The organism is Brevundimonas huaxiensis, from assembly GCF_014218725.1.
Lineage (GTDB): Bacteria > Pseudomonadota > Alphaproteobacteria > Caulobacterales > Caulobacteraceae > Brevundimonas > Brevundimonas huaxiensis.
This window is the reverse complement of record NZ_JABBJE010000001.1, coordinates 208534-223927: the sequence shown is the minus strand read 5'-3', so window position 1 is coordinate 223927 and position 15394 is coordinate 208534. Positions and strand designations below refer to the sequence as shown.

Below are 15394 nucleotides of genomic sequence, written 5' to 3'. Positions count from 1 at the left end.
TTACGGAGCCTCCCCTCATGTCTAATCTCGACGCCTATATCGCCGGCCTGCCCAAGGCCGAACTGCATCTGCACATCGAGGGCTCGCTGGAGCCCGAGCTGATGTTCGAACTGGCGCAGCGCAACGGCGTGTCCATTCCCTACGACAGCGTCGAGGCGGTGCGGGCCGCCTATGATTTCTCGAACCTGCAGGACTTCCTGGACATCTATTACGCGGGGGCCGCCGTCCTGCTGACGCGGCAGGATTTCGAGGATCTGGCCTTCGCCTATTTCCAGCGCGCGGCGGCCGATAATGTGCGCCACGCCGAAATCTTCTTCGATCCCCAGACCCACACCGACCGGGGCGTGCCGTTCGGCGTGGTGGTCGAGGGGCTGATCGCGGGCATGGACCGGGCCAAGGCGGAGCTGGGCGTCTCAAGCGGCCTGATCCTCAGCTTCCTGCGCCACCTGACCGAGGACGAAGCCTTTGCGACGCTGGAGGCCGCCAAACCCTATCTGCATCATTTCATCGGGGTGGGTCTGGATTCGTCGGAGGTCGGTCATCCGCCGTCCAAGTTCCAGCGCGTCTTCGCCGCCGCGCGTGAGCTGGGCCTGAAACTGTGCGCCCACGCCGGGGAGGAAGGCCCGCCCGCCTATGTGCACGAGGCGCTGGACCTGCTGAACATCGACCGGATGGACCACGGCAATCGCTCCATGGAGGACGAGGCGCTGGTCCAGCGGCTGGTCGCCGAGCAGATGACCCTGACCGTCTGCCCCCTATCGAATCTGAAGCTGTGCGTGGTCGATGACCTGAAGGACCACCCCGTCCCCGAGATGCTGCGCCGGGGCCTGCACGTCACCCTGAACTCGGACGATCCGTCCTATTTCGGCGGCTATGTGAACGACAACTACAGCCGGCTGGCTGAGGCCGTCGGTCTGACACGCGATCAGGTGACGCAACTGGCGAAGAACAGTTTCGAAGGGTCGTTCCTGGGCGAGGCGGAGAAGGCTGCGTTCATGGCGGAGGTCGAGGCCTACGCGAAGCGCTGAACCCTCCCTTCTCGTCATTCCGGGGCGTCCGAAGGACGAACCCGGAAGCCAGGAGGCTCACATCCGGCCTCAGCTGTATCGTGCAGAGAGGATGCGGCCCTGGGTTCCGGGTCTTCGCTACGCTGCGCCCGGAATGACGAAAGGGACAGGTGATCGCTTCCTCGAACCAGATGTTCCTGATATGTTCCGTCGATGGACCAAGCTGGCACCAAGGCTGAAGACAGCGCGAACCTACGCTGGCTGTTCGTCGATCTGAACGCCTTCTTCGCCAGCGTCGAACAGCAGATGAACCCGGACTGGCGGGGCAAGCCGGTCATCGTTCGCCCTGCGGAGAGCGAATACACCGGCGCCATCGCCGCCAGCTATGAGAGCAAGGCCTGGGGCGTGCACACCGGGATGCGGGTGTCCGAGGCGCGCAAACTGTGCCCTGACCTGATCGTCGCCGAGGCGCGCCCGGACCTCTACGTCAAGATCCACCAGCAGATCATGGCCGAGATCGATCGCCATGTGCCGGTGTGGAAGGTCGGCTCGATCGACGAATGTTCGTGCGAACTGCTGGGTCCGGAACGGCTGGAGGCGAACGCGGTCGCCCTGGCCCGACGGATTCAGGCGGGCATCCTGCAAAACGTCGGCGATTGTTTGCGGTCGTCCGTCGGGCTGGCGCCGTCGCGGTTCCTGGCCAAGACCGCCTGCGGCATGCAAAAGCCCGCCGGCCTGACGGTGCTGCGCGCCAACGAGCTGCCCGGCCCCTTGCTGGATCTGCCGCTGTCGAAATATCCGGGCATCGGCTCGCGAATGCAGATCCGGTTGCAGGCGGCGGGCGTCACCGACACGGCCGGCCTTTGGAACATGAGCGCGAAACAGGCCCGCGCGGTCTGGAACAGCATCGAGGGCGAACGCATCTGGCGCGGCCTGCACGGTCTGGACAGCGAGCCGACGCCGGAAAAACCGCCCGCCTCCATCAGCCACAGCCACGTCCTGGCCCAGGCCATGCGGACCCCGGACAAGGCGCGGGCCGTGGCGCGGCGGCTGGTGGTCAAGTGCGGGGCGCGGCTGCGGCGCATGGGCCTGACCGGCGCCAGCCTGACCCTGCATCTGGACATGGGGCCGAAGGCGACGCCCCGAAGCGGTCGTCGCGGGTGGGAAACGGCGGCGATGAGTTGTCCCATCGCGCCGACACAGGACACCTTCGCCCTGCTGGCCGCGCTCGACAGTCTGTGGCGCAAGGTCGAGCCGGAGCTGGAGGCGGGACGCCTGAGCTATGTCGGGGTCGGGGTGCACGGCCTGAAATCCCGCGACGCTTTCGAGACGGATCTGTTCGCCGCCGGCCCGGATCAGGACGGCGAGGCTCCGTCTCTTCGCCTGTCCCAGGCGCTGGATGCGCTGAACCGCCGCTACGGCAAGGACACAGTCAGCATCGGCCCCAAGGCCGGCCTGCCCGACTATATCGGCGCCAAGATCGCCTTCACCCGCATCCCCGAGGCCGAGGATTTCTGGGAGTGAGGCCCACCTAGCTCAGCAGGGACGTCGCCGCGATCTCAGCCACGCCCAAGGCCCGAAAACTGTCTCGGGCCGCCGCCTCGGTTTGCGGCGCGATGGCCCGACTGGCGTCGGCGATCACCACGGCTTCGAACCCCTCGCGAACCGCGTCCTCGGCGGTGAAGCGGACGCAGTAGTCGAAGGCCAGGCCGCACAGGAAGACACGCGTCACGCCCAATTCGCGCAACAGGCCGGCTAGGCCCGTCGGGGTGCGGTGATCGTTCTCGAAGAAGCCGGAATAGCTGTCGACCGCCGGGTTATAGCCCTTGCGGATCACGGCCATGGCCTTGTCGACCGTCGGCGCTACGTCGGGATGGAAGTCGGCGCCGGGCGTGCCCTGAAGACAATGATCCGGCCACAGCATCTGGCGACCGTAGGCCACCTCGATCTCGGTGAAGGGCGCCGCGCCGGGGTGGTTGGAGGCGAAGCTGATCTGATCCGGCGTATGCCAGTCCTGGGTCACGATCACCCGGTTGAACCGGGCCGACAGCCGGTTGATCAGCGGCATGATCCCCGCACCGCCCGCGACCGCCAGACGGCCGCCTTCGCAGAAGTCGTTCTGCGGATCGATGACGAGAAGGGCGTCGCTCATCACACGCCTGCGTAGACGTCGATCTCATTGGCCGAGCCGAGCGCGACAGGGATGCGCTGGTGGAGATGCTCGGGCTGCACATCCAGAATGGCCTGATGACCATCCGTCGTCGCCTTGCCGCCGGCCTGCTCGACCAGGAAGGCCATCGGATTGCCCTCATACATCAGCCGCAGCTTGCCCGGCTTGTTCGGCTCGCGCCGGTCCCAGGGATAGAGGAAGACCCCGCCGCGCATCAGGATGCGGTGAACATCCGCGACCATGGCCGCGACCCAGCGCATGTTGAAGTTCTTGGCCCGCGGCCCCTCGTCACCCTTCAGCAGATCGCCGACATAGGTCTGCACCGGCTCGGCCCAGTGGCGCAGGTTCGACATGTTGATGGCGAACTCCTTGGTGTCCGGCGAAATGGCGATGTCGTCGTGGGTCAGGATCCAGTCGCCGTCGTTCGACAGGGTGAATCCCTTCACGCCCGCGCCGGTCGTCAGCACCAGCATGGTCTGCGGCCCATAGACGGCGTAGATGGCGGCGACCTGACGGCGGCCGGCCTGCATGAAATCGGCCTCGATCGGGGTCGCCGTCGCGGACTTCAGCACCGAGACGATGGTGCCGACGGGCGCGTTGATGTCGATGTTGGACGAGCCGTCCAGTGGATCGAACAGCACCAGATACGCGCCGGCCGGGTTTGAGGCTGGCTGGACCTCGTCCATCTCTTCCGACGCGACGCCGGCGACGGCCGGGCTGGCCAGCAGGGCCTCGGTCAGCATGTCGTTGGTCATGACGTCGAGCTTCTTCTGCTCCTCGTCCTGCACATTGATCTGACCCGATGCGCCCAGCGCCCCGGCCAGGGCGCCGCCCGCGACGACCTTGCTGATGTCCGCGCAGGTGGCGGCGACCACGGTCAGAACCGTCTTCAGCCCCTCGGGCGCATCCAGGGCGGCGATATGGGCGTCAAGGCGTGTGCGGGTCATGCGGTCGGTCCGGTTCGGGGCGTTGCGCCGTTTTGGCGGGGGACAGGCCCCAGAGCAAGGCGGCAGGGCAAGGTGACAACGAAAACGCCCCGGCGAAACCGGGGCGTTTCCTTATCCTTCGGCGTTGCCGGTCAGATCGGCAGGATCGCCGTACCGAACGCCCGTTTCAGTTCGTGGGCGGCGAAGGTCTGGGCCGCCGCCGCATCCGGCACGACCGCCGCCATGCCGAAGAACTCGTGCGTCGAGCCGTTGAAGGTCTTGTGACGCACATCGACGCGCGCCTGCTCCAGCTTCTCGGCCAGAAGTTCGCCTTCGGTGCGCAGCGGATCGATCTCGGCGCAGATCACCGTCGTCGAGGGCAGGCCCGAAAGGTTCGCCTTCTCGACGATATTGATGCGCGGGTCTTGCGCATCGGCCTCGTTGGCGAAGATGTGCTTCACGAACCACTTCATCATCGGCTTGTTCAGCGGCTTGGCGTCGGCGTTCTCGACGTAGGACTCATTGTCCATGTCCACGCCGGCGACCGGGTAGACCAGCACCTGATGTTTGGGCGCCGGCAGTCCGGCGTCGCGCGCCATCATCGACACGCCGATGGCCAGGTTGCCGCCTGCGCTTTCGCCCATCACCGCCACCTTTTGCGGGTCGCCGCGGAAGGTCTGCGCATTCTCCAGCACCCAGCGGTAAGCGGCCAGTGCGTCGTCGTGGGCGGCGGGGAAATGATGTTCCGGGGCCTGGCGGTAATGGACCGACACCACGATCACGTCCGCCATCTTGGACACGCCGCGCGGGCCGCCGTCATAGACGTCCAGATCCGCGATCACGAAGCCGCCGCCGTGGAAATAGACGACGACCGGATGCAGCTTGTCTTCGGAATGGTCGTGCGGCTTGTAGATGCGCGCCTGGATCGGGCCGGCGGCGCCGGGGATGGTGATGTCGCTGGTCTTGACGCCCATGTCGTCGCTGGGGTCCTTGCCGTCCTTGCGCAAGAGCGATTTCACCGCGTCGGTCGGGGTCGGTTGCTGGCGGGCCTCCTCTGGCGACAGGGTCTCGATCGGCTTGCCGCCGAGGGACGCCAGTTCATCCAGAACCTTCTGCATCGGGCCATCGGCCTTGGCAGGCGTATCGCGCGGCTTGTCGTTGTCGCCGAACAGCTTGTCTATAATGGACATTTTGGCATTCCTGGGTCTGGTTTCGGGGTTCGAAACGACAACCCGCCGCACGCATCCTTGTTCCCGGCCTGCTTGACTTGGCGCTTGAGTCGATGCCTTAGGTCGCAGGCTCTCGCGGGAGAGATCGGGCGCTGGAAACAGGGTTCGACGCCGAAGGCGCAACCGCCCCGGAAACGCTCAGGCAAACGGACCGCGAAGCACACGGACGCTGGAAAGTCGCCCATTCGGGCGCGCCGACGGAGCAAGGCGACATGATTTGGTCGCCGGAATCTCTCAGGCTTCAGGACAGCGGGGGCGCGAGGACGGCGGAGCTCCGCCACAACACGCGACCGTGAAAGCCTGAACCATGACCGAACAGACCCTGAAGATCACGCCCCTGAACGCCGCGCACCGCGCGCTGGGCGCCCGCATGGTGGGCTTCGGCGGCTATGACATGCCGGTCCAGTATGAAGGCGTTCTGGCCGAGCACCGCTGGACGCGGGAACACGCCGGTCTGTTCGACGTCTCCCACATGGGCCAGTGCAAGATCACCGGCGAGGACGCGACCGCCCAGTTCGAGCGTTTCGTGCCCGGCGACTATGCCATCCTGAAGGCCGGCAAACAGAAATATTCCCTCCTGCTGAACGGCGAAGGCGGCATCATCGACGACCTGATGGCCGGACGGCCGGATCACGACGGCCTGTTCGTCGTCGTCAACGCCGGCAACAAGGACGAGGATTTCGCCTTTTGGGAAGCCAACCTCGAAGGCGACGCCAAGCTGACGGTGCTGGACCGCGCGCTGATCGCCATCCAGGGGCCGGAAGCCGCCGAGGTCATGGCCGCGCACGAGCCGATCCTGGCCGAAATGGGCTTCATGGAATGCGCCCGTCTGATGCTGTTCGGGGCCGACTGCTACGTCTCGCGCTCGGGCTACACCGGCGAAGACGGCTATGAGATTTCGGTCCCAGCCGACCAGGCCGAGCGCATCTGGAACACGATCCTGGAAGACGCTCGCGTCAAGCCGATCGGCCTGGGCGCCCGCGACAGCTTGCGGCTGGAAGCGGGCCTCCCGCTGCACGGCCACGACATCGACCCGACCACCTCGCCGGTGGAAGGCGCCCTGACCTTCGCCCTGTCCAAGTCACGGAAGGAACGCGCGGACTTCGCCGGCGCCGAGCGCATCCTGAAGGAGCTGTCCAACGGCGCCTCGCGCGTTCGCGTCGGCCTGATCGTCAAGGAAGGCGCCCCGGCCCGTGAAGGCGCCGAAATCGCCGACGCCGACGGTAACGTGATCGGCAAGGTCACCTCGGGCGGCCCCTCCCCCACCTTGGGCAAGAACATCGCCATGGGCTACGTCCCGCCGGCCCATGCCGCCCTGGGCACGGCGCTGAAGGTCATCGTGCGCGGCAAGACCGCCGCCGCCGAAGTCGTCGCCATGCCTTTCGTGGCTCAACGCTATTACCGCAAACCCAAAGCCTGAGAGATCAGACCATGAAGTTCACCAAGGATCACGAGTGGGTCAGCCTGGACGGCGACATCGCCACCGTCGGCATCTCCAAACACGCCGCCGACGCCCTGGGCGACGTGGTGTTCGTCGAAGTGCCTGAAGTCGGCAAGACCGTCTCCAAGGGCGACAGCTTCGCCGTGGTCGAGAGCGTCAAGGCGGCGTCGGACGTCTACGCCCCCGTCTCGGGCGAAGTGGTCGAGGCGAACGACGCCCTGTCGACCGCCCCGGAAACCGTCAACTCGGGCGCCGAGGCCGACGGCTGGTTCGCTAAGATCAAGGTCTCGGACGCCTCGCAACTGGACGCCCTGATGGACCAGTCCGCCTACGACGCCTTCCTCGCCACCCTCTAAGCCCCATCGGACCCGCTGATTAGTCAGCGGGTCTTCGGCCTTTCATGGCCCAGGACACGACCATGCGTTACCTCCCCCTGACGCCCGACGACCGCACGGCGATGCTCGCCGCCATCGGCGCGAAATCCATCGATGATCTGTTCGTGGACGTGCCCCAGGCCGCCCGTCTGGACGGCCCCGTCGATCTGCCGCGCGTCGCAGGCGAGTTGGAGGTCGAGCGCGCCCTGTCCGCCATGGCGGCCAAGAACGCCACGGCCGGCGCCGTGCCCTTCTTCTGCGGCGCAGGGGCTTACAAGCACCACGTCCCGGCGACGGTGGATCACGTGATCCAGCGCTCGGAGTTCCTGACCAGCTACACCCCCTACCAGCCGGAAATCGCGCAGGGCACGCTGCAGTACCTTTACGAGTTCCAGACCCAGGTCGCGAACCTGACCGGGATGCCGGTCGCCAACGCCAGCCTGTACGACGGTTCGACCGCCATGGCCGAGGGCGTGCTGATGGCGACGCGCGTGACCCGCCGCAACAAGGCGGTGATCTCGGGCGGCGTGCACCCGCACTACATCAAGGCGACCGAGACCGTGGTTCACGCCGTCGGCGTCGAGACCCTGGCCCTGCCCGCCGCCGTGGATGCCGAGGCCGCCGTGATCGACCAGATTGGTCCCGACACCGCCTGCGTCGTCGTTCAGACCCCGAACGTCTTCGGCACGGCCACCGACGTGACCAAGATCGCCGAGGCCGCGCACGCCGCCGGCGCCCTGCTGATCGTCGTGGTCACCGAGGTTGTGTCGATGGGCCTGCTGAAGTCGCCCGGCGAGATGGGCGCCGACATCGTCGCCGCCGAAGGCCAGTCGATCGGCAACGCCCTGAACTTCGGCGGTCCCTACGTCGGCCTGTTCGCCACGCGCGAGAAGCTGATCCGCCAGATGCCCGGCCGTCTGACCGGCGAAACGGTGGACGCCGACGGCGAGCGCGGCTTCGTCCTGACCCTGTCCACGCGCGAGCAGCATATTCGCCGTGACAAGGCGACGTCGAACATCTGCACCAACTCAGGCCTGTGCACCCTGGCCTTCACCATCCATATGAGTCTGCTGGGCGAGACGGGGCTGCGTAAGCTGGCCCTGCTGAACCACGAAAAGGCCGTCGCCACCCGCGACGCTCTGGCCGCCATTCCGGGCGTCGAAGTCCTAACCGACCGCTTCTTCAACGAGTTCGCGGTGCGCCTGCCCAAGAACGCGGCCGAGGTCGTGGATCAGTTGGCCGCCCATCACGTCCTGGCCGGCGTGCCCTACAGCCGCCTGGCCCCTGACGCCGGCATGGACGATGTCCTGCTGGTCGCTGCGACCGAGACGACCCTGGATGCCGACATCCAGATCCTCGCCAAGTCGCTCTCCAAAGTCCTCGGCGCGTAAGGGATACTGACCATGAGCACCATGAACACCGTCGGCCGCCCGACCGCGCCGAACCAGGTCCAGACCAAGCCCGCCACCCTGACCGGCGGCCGCGGCCTGTTGCAGAACGAAGCCCTGATCTTCGAGGGCGATGGCTGGGGCAAGACCGGCGTCGATCTGCCGGAACCCAAGACGGACGGCTCCGATCTGGGCGACCTGGTCCGCAAGGATCCGATCGGCCTGCCCGGCCTGTCCGAACCGGAAACCATGCGCCACTATGTGCGCCTGAGCCAGAAGAACCACGCCATCGATCTGGCCATCTATCCGCTGGGTTCGTGCACGATGAAGCACAACCCGCGCCTGAACGAGAAGATGGCCCGCCTGCCCGGCTTCTCCGACATCCACCCGCTTCAGCCGATCTCGACCGTTCAGGGCGCGCTCGAGCTGATGGACACCCTGGCCCACTGGCTGAAAACCCTGACTGGCATGCCCGCCGTCGCCCTATCGCCCAAGGCCGGCGCCCACGGCGAACTGTGCGGCCTGATGGCGATCCGCGCCGCCCACGAGGCGTCGGGCCAGCATGAGAAGCGCCGCAAGGTTCTGGTGCCCACCAGCGCCCACGGCACCAATCCGGCGACCGCCGCCTTCGTCGGCTATTGGGTGGTCGAAGTGGCCCAGACCGAGGACGGCCGCGTGGACGTCGCCGACCTGGCGTCCAAGCTGGGTGACGACGTCGCCGCCATCATGGTGACCAACCCCAACACCTGCGGCCTGTTCGAGCGCGACATCCTGGAGATCAGCCGCCTGACGCATGAGGCCGGCGCCTATTTCTACTGCGACGGCGCCAACTTCAACGCCATCGTCGGCCGGGTTCGTCCGGGCGACCTGGGCGTCGATGCGATGCACATCAACCTGCACAAGACCTTCTCGACGCCCCACGGCGGCGGCGGTCCGGGCGCAGGTCCGGTGGTGCTGTCCGAGGCCCTGGCCCCCTTCGCCCCCGCCCCCTGGGTCGTGCATGACGACGGCGGCTATCGCCTGATCGAGCGCGAGGAGGATGAGGCCGAGCAAGCCTTCGGCCGTCTGTGCGCCTTCCAGGGCCAGATGGGCATGTATACCCGCGCCCTGTCCTACATGATGTCGCATGGCGCCGACGGCCTGCGTCAGGTCGCCGAGGACGCCGTCCTGAACGCCAACTACATCAAGGCCCGGCTCGGTGATTTGATGTCGGCCGCCTTCCCCGACGGCCCCTGCATGCACGAGGCCCTGTTCGACGACGAATGGCTGAAGGGCACGGACATCACCACGCTCGACTTCGCCAAGGCGATGATCGACGAGGGCTTCCACCCGATGACCATGTACTTCCCGCTGGTCGTCCACGGCGCCATGCTGATCGAGCCGACGGAAACCGAGTCCAAGGCCGAACTGGACCGCTTCATCGAAGCGATGCGCGCCCTGGCCGGAGCGGCCAAGGCCGGCGACGTCGATCGCTTTAAGGGCGCGCCCTTCCACGCGCCTCTGAAACGTCTGGACGAAACCCGGGCCGCCCGTTCGCCGGTTCTGCGCTGGACCGCGCCGGAAGGCTCCAACAAGGCGGCATAACGCGACGCAACAGGTTTAACCGTGCCAAGCAGCGCTCGTCTCCTCGCCGGGGCGGGCGCTGTTTTCGTTTGAGACACTTCTTTTTCGTCATCCTCCGGCGAGCGTAGCGAGACCGGGGGACCCAGCGGCGCGCGAGAGCGCGAATCTGCGCGGACTGGGATGTTGGCAGGTTTGTGCGGCGGATGGATTTCGCCTTCGGCGCCGCTGGGTTCCGGGTCTTCGCTGCGCTGCGCCCGGAATGACGAAAGAATGAGAGGCGCCCGACCTTCGGCTCGTCCTAAAGTCCCCGCATGACCTGGACGACGAACGACATCCCCGATCTTTCCGGCCGACTGGCCATCGTCACCGGCGCCACCGGCGGGCTGGGGCTGGAAACCGCCATTGTGCTGGCCGGCAAGGGTGCGGAGGTCGTGTTGGCGGCCCGCAATCCCGACAAGGGGACCGAGGCCGAACGGCTGATCCGGTCTCGTCATCCGAACGCCGCCGTGCGGTTCGATCTGCTGGACCTCGCCAGCCTGGCCTCCGTCCAGGCCTTCGCCGAGCGCTATCTGGCGACGGGACGCCCCATCGACATCCTGATCAACAATGCGGGCGTCATGGCCCTGCCTACGCGCCAGATGACCGTCGACGGGTTCGAGATGCAGTTCGGGACCAACTACCTGTCCCACTTCGCCCTGGTCGGCCGTCTGCTGCCTTTGCTGACGGCTGCGAAAGCCCGCGTGGTCCAGCTGTCCAGCGTCGCCCACCGCAGCGGCCATATCCGCCTGGACGACCTGAACTATCAGACCCACTACAGCCCATGGCCCGTCTATCAGCAGTCCAAACTGGCCATGCTGATGTTCGCCTTGGAGCTTCAGCGCCGCAGCGACGCCCACGGCTGGGGCCTGACCAGCGTGGCGGCTCATCCCGGCTTCGCCCGCACCGACCTGATCGCCAACGGCCATGCCGGCAAGCCCGGCCTTTTCGCGCGCGGCGCCCGGCTGCTGGAGGCCGTGCTCAGCCATTCCGCCGCCGACGGCGCCCTGCCGATCCTGATGGCCGCGACCCTGACGGACCCGACGCCCGGCGGCTACTACGGCCCCACGGGCTTTCAGGAGATGAAGGGCCCGCCCGGCGTGGCGGTGATCAAGCGCCAGGCCAGGGACGCCGATGTGGCCAGGCGTCTGTGGTCGGAATCAGAGCGTCTGACGGGCGTGACCTACGGCTGACGGCGCGGGGCGTGTCCGCCGCGCCACGTCGCGCAGAGATCCTCCCTTCATGACCAAAGCTTCACCCGCCGGACATCCATCCGCCATGGACGCAGGACGTTAAGGGGTCTTGTGGCAAGGTCGTCACGGTCGCCTTTTCCTTTCCCGACGAGGGATCGCGCGTCCGTGGCGATCGTTGTCATGACGATCCTCCTCCCCATCTGGCGTATTCGTGACCTCACTCCCCGTTCCCTTCATTCGCTCTGACAAGCCGCGCGCCTCGACGCTGCGGGTCTTCAAGCGCTGGGCGCTGATGGTCGGCGGTCTGTTCGTCGTGCTGCTGGGCATTCTGATCGCCCCCCTGCCCGGCCCGGGCGGCATTCCCGTCATCGCCGTCGGCCTGATGCTGATCCTGAAAAGCTCGTTCTGGGCCAAGCGTCAGTTCATTCGCGCCCAATATGCGCAGCCGAAATGGGTCTATCCCTTCCGCCGCCTGATGCGAAAGAAGCCGGAGTTCGCCCCGGTCTTCTGGCAACAGGCGCTGCGGGCCGAAAAGATCGTGACCAAACGATCCAGCCGTCGCCTATCGCGCGGCCGCAAGAGTGTTCGGCGCTATTTCCGCAAGCTTTTCCGCTAGTCGCGGCCTGATTTCGCGGTTGCGTTGCTGCAACCGCTAACCACAGGATCGTGAACACAGCTCTCCCAAGTCAGGCGTATCCTGTCTGCGCGTTATCAGAGAACCACTTAGGCGTTGGGAGGCGCTAAGGTCATGATGTCACGCGTACAAAAAGGTCTGATCGCCGGCGTTGCGGCGACCGTGGCCGTCTCACTGCTTGAAATCCCCAATATGTTCCTGAACTGGTTCGACCCCTTCCAGGGGGTCATCGCCAGCATGCTTGGAATGCCCGGCAATCTGGCTGTCGGCTGGGTCGTCCATGTCATCAGCGGCGTCTTCATCCTGGGGCCGTCGTTCGCCGTCCTGTGCCCCCGCCTGCCGACGGACACGCCCGAGACGAAGGGCATCGTCTTCGCCGTCGGCGCCTGGATCCTGATGATGGCCGCCATCGTGATGTTCGGGAATTACCGTACCTTCACGGCCGGCGCGGGCTTCGGCACCTTCGCCTGGCTGCTGATCACCCACGCGGTCTTCGGCATCGTGCTGGGCAACGTCTATGCCCGACTGGTGGCGCGCGATAAACGGATGGGCGCGACCATCATCGGCGGCGCCCACGCCCACTGATCACGGCTTGATCGCCCAAGAAAAAGGCCCCCGACGGCGACGTCGGGGGCCTTGTTTCATTCAGGATCGACCCTGATCAGTTCAGGCGATCGCCGATCTGGGCGATGGCGCTGTCGAGCAGCGGATCCTTGGCGCCGCTGGCGAGGCGCGCGGCCAGAACCTGTTCCGCCGACTTGGCGGCCAGATCGGCGGCGGCGGCCTTCACCTCGGCCGAGGCCTGGGCTTCGGCTTGGGCGATGCGGGTTTCGGCCATCTTCTGACGACGGGCCAGAGTCTCTTCCAGCTTGGCCTTGGTCTCGACTTCCAGGCGACGAGCGTCGGCCTCGGCCTGAGCCATCATCTCGGCGGCCTGGGCTTCAGCCTCGGCCTTCTCCTTGCGGATCTGGGCCAGCAGGGCTTCGGCTTCGGCGCGCAGGCGCGCGGCCTCGTCCAGGTCGGCCTGGATCTTGACGGCCTTGGCGTCCAGCGCCTTGCCGGCCATCTTGGGCACGCCGGCGGCGATCAGGATGCCGAAGAAGATGATCAGGCCGATGCCGACCCAGATCTCCGCATTGGCGAAGCTCCAGATGCCGTGTTCGAAGATCAGGTTCATCAGGCGGCTCCCTTGACGGCGGCCAGCTCGGCGGCGGTCGCGGCCTTGCCGGTCAGACGTTCGACCATGGCGGCGGTCGTGTCGGAGGCGATGGTGGAGACATTGGCCATGGCGGCGTCGCGGGTCTTGCCGATCGAAGCTTCCGCCTCGGCGATGCGGGCGTTGACCACGGCTTCTTCGGCGGCCTGACGGGCGTTCGCTTCTTCGGTCACGCGCGCCTTGGCGGCGGCGGCCGTGGCGCGGGCGTCAGCGCGAGCCTTGGCGACTTCGGCCTGAGCCTGGGCGGCCTGTTCGGCGGCTTCGGCCTGAACCTGGCGCGCGGTCGCGACGGCGGTGGAAATGGTGTCGGCCCGTTCGTCCATCACCTTGCGAAGGCGTGGCGCGAAGACCTTGGAAACCAGAACATACAGAATGACGAACAGGATCAGCAGATAGCCGATCTGGCCCGCCCAGTGTTCGAACTGGAATTGCGGCAGGCCGCCCGAGCCGTGCTCGGCGGGGGTCGCCGTCTCGGCGTGCAGGTCCGCTTCGACCGAAGGCGGGACCGCGTCGATGGTGTGGGTGCTGGCCATGAACCGTCTACTGCAGGATCAGATGAAGCGGCGCGCGGGCGAACCCCGCGCGCCGTGATCGACTGATATCAGCCGAAGATCATCAGGATGCCGAGCACGAAGGCCAGGATGCCCAGGGCTTCGGCCAGAGCGGCGCCGACGAACAGGTTGCCGACTTGGCCGGCGGCGGCCGACGGGTTGCGCAGGGCGCCGGCAAGGAAGTTGCCGAAGATGTTGCCCACGCCCAGGGCCGAACCGATCATGCCCAGGGTGGCGAGACCAGCGCCGATGTACTTCGCGGCTTCAGCGTCCATGATTGTATTCCTAGATTAAAGTCGTTGGTGGTTGGGGTGAAGAGACTGGTCCGGCCCTTTAGTGGGCGTGGTCCAGGTTGACCACATCGTTCAGATAGATGCAGGCCAGAACGGCGAAGACGAAGGCCTGGAGGAAGGCCACCAGGAACTCCAGAGCGGTCAGGGCGACGACCATGCCCAGCGACAGGGCCGCGACCGGGAAGGCCAGCAGACCGATGCCGCCGCCCAGGCCCAGAAGGCCCAGCGACACGACGAAGCCGGCGAAGATCTTCAGCGCGACGTGACCGCCCAGCATGTTGCCGAACAGACGCAGCGCCAGGGTGAACGGGCGAAGCAGGAAGGACACGAACTCGATCAGGCCGACCACCGGGCGCAGCGCCAGCGGCGCGCCCATCGGCCAGAACAGCTTGAAGAAGCCCAGACCGTTCTTGGCGAAGCCGACGACCAGCACCAGACCGAAGGTGATCAGGGCGAAGGTGGCGGTGATCGCCAGCTGCGAGGTCGCCGTGAAGGTCAGGAACAGACCCAGGATGTTCATGCCCAGGATCAGGATGAACAGGGTGAAGATGAACGGGAAATACTTGCGGCCTTCGTGACCGATGATGGAATCGGCCAGATTGTCGATCAGGCCGAACAGGCCCTCGCCGGCGGCTTGGAGCCGGCCGGGCACGACCTGGGCGTTCGCGGTCACGGCGGCCAGGAAGCCGACGATCAGCACGAAGGCGACCGTCATGGCGATGTGCGAGTTGGTGATCGCCAGATCGACCGTCCCCAGCACAGGCAGGGTGACGTCGCCAAGGTCGACGACCTTTTGAATCGCAAACTGATGAATCGGATCGGCCATGAAGCCCTATCGTTCCCCGTCTTCGTCGGCCTCGACGTAGGGCTCGGCCGGAGCCGTCGTCCCTTGCGCCTTGGCCTGCGCCATCAGCCGGTTGGCTGTGCGACGCGCCATGTAAATCGACAAGGCGAAGCCCAGAAGGACCCCGCCGATCAAACCCCACGGACGGGTCCCGAGGGCCCAGTCTGCGATCGCTCCGAACGCCAGTCCCACGAAGACGCCGCCGAGAAGTTCGGCGATGATCTTGTAGGCCTGACCCGACACCTGATGGCCGGTCAGTTCGGCGGATTTCTCCGCCGTGGTCCGCGCCTCCAATGCGGATGCGCTGTCTTGGAGGCGTTTGATCGCCTCTTCGCGCGATTCCGACATGGGGGATAGGACCTGTGCGTTCGGCGTCCAGACGGTGCGTCCGGACGGGTCTGAATTCGGCGCGGAAACTAATCGTGAGCGGCCTACAGGTCAAGGCGTCGTGATCATAGCCTAAGACATTGTAGAATATCGACTTTCCATTCGCGCCCGCCCGCCGTGACGATGCGCCGCTGCTGCGGGC

Annotated in this window: 17 protein-coding genes and 2 riboswitches; of the genes, 9 read left to right on the top strand and 8 right to left on the bottom strand. The window is 66.3% G+C overall.

The window, feature by feature from the left end; all coding sequences use genetic code 11:
- The first annotated feature begins 17 nt into the window (after window positions 1-17).
- The gene (locus tag HF680_RS01105) at window positions 18-1028 is read left to right on the top strand and encodes an adenosine deaminase (RefSeq protein WP_045810331.1); all 1011 of its coding nucleotides are present in this window, start codon (window positions 18-20) and stop codon (window positions 1026-1028) included.
- A gap of 192 nt (window positions 1029-1220) precedes the next feature.
- Window positions 1221-2531: a Y-family DNA polymerase gene (locus HF680_RS01100; protein WP_185223827.1), complete on the top strand. Its 1311-nt coding sequence runs from the start codon at window positions 1221-1223 to the stop codon at window positions 2529-2531.
- A gap of 7 nt (window positions 2532-2538) precedes the next feature.
- Here the strand turns inward: HF680_RS01100 and HF680_RS01095 are convergent, their stop codons facing one another.
- From HF680_RS01095 to HF680_RS01085, 3 genes are all read right to left on the bottom strand, one after another.
- Complete coding sequence (locus HF680_RS01095) at window positions 2539-3159, bottom strand: nicotinamidase (protein ID WP_185223826.1); 621 nt, start codon at window positions 3157-3159, stop codon at window positions 2539-2541.
- Window positions 3159-4124, bottom strand: a complete 966-nt coding sequence (locus HF680_RS01090; RefSeq protein WP_185223825.1) for a class 1 fructose-bisphosphatase — start codon at window positions 4122-4124, stop codon at window positions 3159-3161. The genes HF680_RS01095 and HF680_RS01090 overlap by 1 nt, the downstream gene beginning before the upstream one ends.
- A 131-nt stretch (window positions 4125-4255) precedes the next feature.
- Window positions 4256-5293 (bottom strand): alpha/beta hydrolase, encoded by a 1038-nt coding sequence (locus HF680_RS01085; RefSeq protein ID WP_185223824.1) that lies wholly within the window; start codon window positions 5291-5293, stop codon window positions 4256-4258.
- Between the two features lie 105 nt (window positions 5294-5398).
- Window positions 5399-5496, top strand: a riboswitch (glycine riboswitch).
- Between the two features lie 3 nt (window positions 5497-5499).
- Window positions 5500-5584: riboswitch (glycine riboswitch) on the top strand.
- A 55-nt stretch (window positions 5585-5639) separates the two neighbouring features.
- Between HF680_RS01085 and gcvT the strand changes: the two genes are divergently transcribed.
- The 7 genes from gcvT (at window position 5640) to HF680_RS01050 (ending at window position 12546) form a co-directional block, all read left to right on the top strand.
- On the top strand, window positions 5640-6752 hold the full coding sequence (gene gcvT, locus HF680_RS01080; RefSeq protein WP_185223823.1) for a glycine cleavage system aminomethyltransferase GcvT: 1113 nt from the start codon (window positions 5640-5642) through the stop codon (window positions 6750-6752).
- An 11-nt stretch (window positions 6753-6763) separates the two neighbouring features.
- Entirely contained in the window at window positions 6764-7129 is a 366-nt protein-coding gene (gcvH, locus tag HF680_RS01075) for a glycine cleavage system protein GcvH (protein WP_185223822.1), read from the top strand.
- Window positions 7130-7191: 62 nt separating this feature from the next.
- Window positions 7192-8538: an aminomethyl-transferring glycine dehydrogenase subunit GcvPA gene (gene gcvPA / locus HF680_RS01070; RefSeq protein WP_185223821.1), complete on the top strand. Its 1347-nt coding sequence runs from the start codon at window positions 7192-7194 to the stop codon at window positions 8536-8538.
- Between the two features lie 12 nt (window positions 8539-8550).
- Window positions 8551-10119: an aminomethyl-transferring glycine dehydrogenase subunit GcvPB gene (gene gcvPB, locus HF680_RS01065; RefSeq protein WP_185223820.1), complete on the top strand. Its 1569-nt coding sequence runs from the start codon at window positions 8551-8553 to the stop codon at window positions 10117-10119.
- Between the two features lie 290 nt (window positions 10120-10409).
- Window positions 10410-11327, top strand: coding sequence for an SDR family oxidoreductase (locus tag HF680_RS01060; RefSeq protein WP_185223819.1), 918 nt, complete (start codon window positions 10410-10412; stop codon window positions 11325-11327).
- Window positions 11328-11538: 211 nt separating this feature from the next.
- The gene (locus HF680_RS01055; RefSeq protein WP_317133974.1) at window positions 11539-11943 is read left to right on the top strand and encodes a PGPGW domain-containing protein; all 405 of its coding nucleotides are present in this window, start codon (window positions 11539-11541) and stop codon (window positions 11941-11943) included.
- Between the two features lie 132 nt (window positions 11944-12075).
- Window positions 12076-12546: a DUF6789 family protein gene (locus HF680_RS01050; RefSeq protein WP_185223818.1), complete on the top strand. Its 471-nt coding sequence runs from the start codon at window positions 12076-12078 to the stop codon at window positions 12544-12546.
- Window positions 12547-12622: 76 nt separating this feature from the next.
- Here HF680_RS01050 and HF680_RS01045 read toward each other — a convergent pair whose 3' ends face one another.
- The 5 genes from HF680_RS01045 to HF680_RS01025 all read right to left on the bottom strand — a co-directional run bounded on the left by HF680_RS01045 (window position 12623) and on the right by HF680_RS01025 (window position 15213).
- Entirely contained in the window at window positions 12623-13138 is a 516-nt protein-coding gene (locus HF680_RS01045; protein WP_017505300.1) for a F0F1 ATP synthase subunit B, read from the bottom strand.
- Window positions 13138-13710, bottom strand: a complete 573-nt coding sequence (locus HF680_RS01040) for a F0F1 ATP synthase subunit B family protein (RefSeq protein ID WP_017505299.1) — start codon at window positions 13708-13710, stop codon at window positions 13138-13140. Before HF680_RS01040 ends, HF680_RS01045 begins: the two co-directional genes overlap by 1 nt.
- A 68-nt stretch (window positions 13711-13778) precedes the next feature.
- Window positions 13779-14003: a F0F1 ATP synthase subunit C gene (locus HF680_RS01035; protein ID WP_017505298.1), complete on the bottom strand. Its 225-nt coding sequence runs from the start codon at window positions 14001-14003 to the stop codon at window positions 13779-13781.
- A gap of 58 nt (window positions 14004-14061) precedes the next feature.
- The gene (locus HF680_RS01030; RefSeq protein WP_185223817.1) at window positions 14062-14847 is read right to left on the bottom strand and encodes a F0F1 ATP synthase subunit A; all 786 of its coding nucleotides are present in this window, start codon (window positions 14845-14847) and stop codon (window positions 14062-14064) included.
- Between the two features lie 6 nt (window positions 14848-14853).
- The gene (locus HF680_RS01025; protein WP_017505296.1) at window positions 14854-15213 is read right to left on the bottom strand and encodes an AtpZ/AtpI family protein; all 360 of its coding nucleotides are present in this window, start codon (window positions 15211-15213) and stop codon (window positions 14854-14856) included.
- Window positions 15214-15394 lie beyond the last annotated feature (181 nt).

Excerpts from the sequence above, each read along its gene's own strand:
- HF680_RS01105 (WP_045810331.1), top strand. The coding sequence starts at position 18 with ATGTCTAATCTCGACGCCTATATCGCCGGCCTGCCCAAGGCCGAACTG.
- HF680_RS01100 (WP_185223827.1), top strand. The coding sequence starts at position 1,221 with ATGGACCAAGCTGGCACCAAGGCTGAAGACAGCGCGAACCTACGCTGG.
- HF680_RS01095 (WP_185223826.1), bottom strand. The coding sequence starts at position 3,159 with ATGAGCGACGCCCTTCTCGTCATCGATCCGCAGAACGACTTCTGCGAA.
- HF680_RS01090 (WP_185223825.1), bottom strand. The coding sequence starts at position 4,124 with ATGACCCGCACACGCCTTGACGCCCATATCGCCGCCCTGGATGCGCCC.
- HF680_RS01085 (WP_185223824.1), bottom strand. The coding sequence starts at position 5,293 with ATGTCCATTATAGACAAGCTGTTCGGCGACAACGACAAGCCGCGCGAT.
- gcvT (WP_185223823.1), top strand. The coding sequence starts at position 5,640 with ATGACCGAACAGACCCTGAAGATCACGCCCCTGAACGCCGCGCACCGC.
- gcvH (WP_185223822.1), top strand. The coding sequence starts at position 6,764 with ATGAAGTTCACCAAGGATCACGAGTGGGTCAGCCTGGACGGCGACATC.
- gcvPA (WP_185223821.1), top strand. The coding sequence starts at position 7,192 with ATGCGTTACCTCCCCCTGACGCCCGACGACCGCACGGCGATGCTCGCC.
- gcvPB (WP_185223820.1), top strand. The coding sequence starts at position 8,551 with ATGAGCACCATGAACACCGTCGGCCGCCCGACCGCGCCGAACCAGGTC.
- HF680_RS01060 (WP_185223819.1), top strand. The coding sequence starts at position 10,410 with ATGACCTGGACGACGAACGACATCCCCGATCTTTCCGGCCGACTGGCC.
- HF680_RS01050 (WP_185223818.1), top strand. The coding sequence starts at position 12,076 with ATGATGTCACGCGTACAAAAAGGTCTGATCGCCGGCGTTGCGGCGACC.
- HF680_RS01045 (WP_017505300.1), bottom strand. The coding sequence starts at position 13,138 with ATGAACCTGATCTTCGAACACGGCATCTGGAGCTTCGCCAATGCGGAG.
- HF680_RS01040 (WP_017505299.1), bottom strand. The coding sequence starts at position 13,710 with ATGGCCAGCACCCACACCATCGACGCGGTCCCGCCTTCGGTCGAAGCG.
- HF680_RS01035 (WP_017505298.1), bottom strand. The coding sequence starts at position 14,003 with ATGGACGCTGAAGCCGCGAAGTACATCGGCGCTGGTCTCGCCACCCTG.
- HF680_RS01030 (WP_185223817.1), bottom strand. The coding sequence starts at position 14,847 with ATGGCCGATCCGATTCATCAGTTTGCGATTCAAAAGGTCGTCGACCTT.
- HF680_RS01025 (WP_017505296.1), bottom strand. The coding sequence starts at position 15,213 with ATGTCGGAATCGCGCGAAGAGGCGATCAAACGCCTCCAAGACAGCGCA.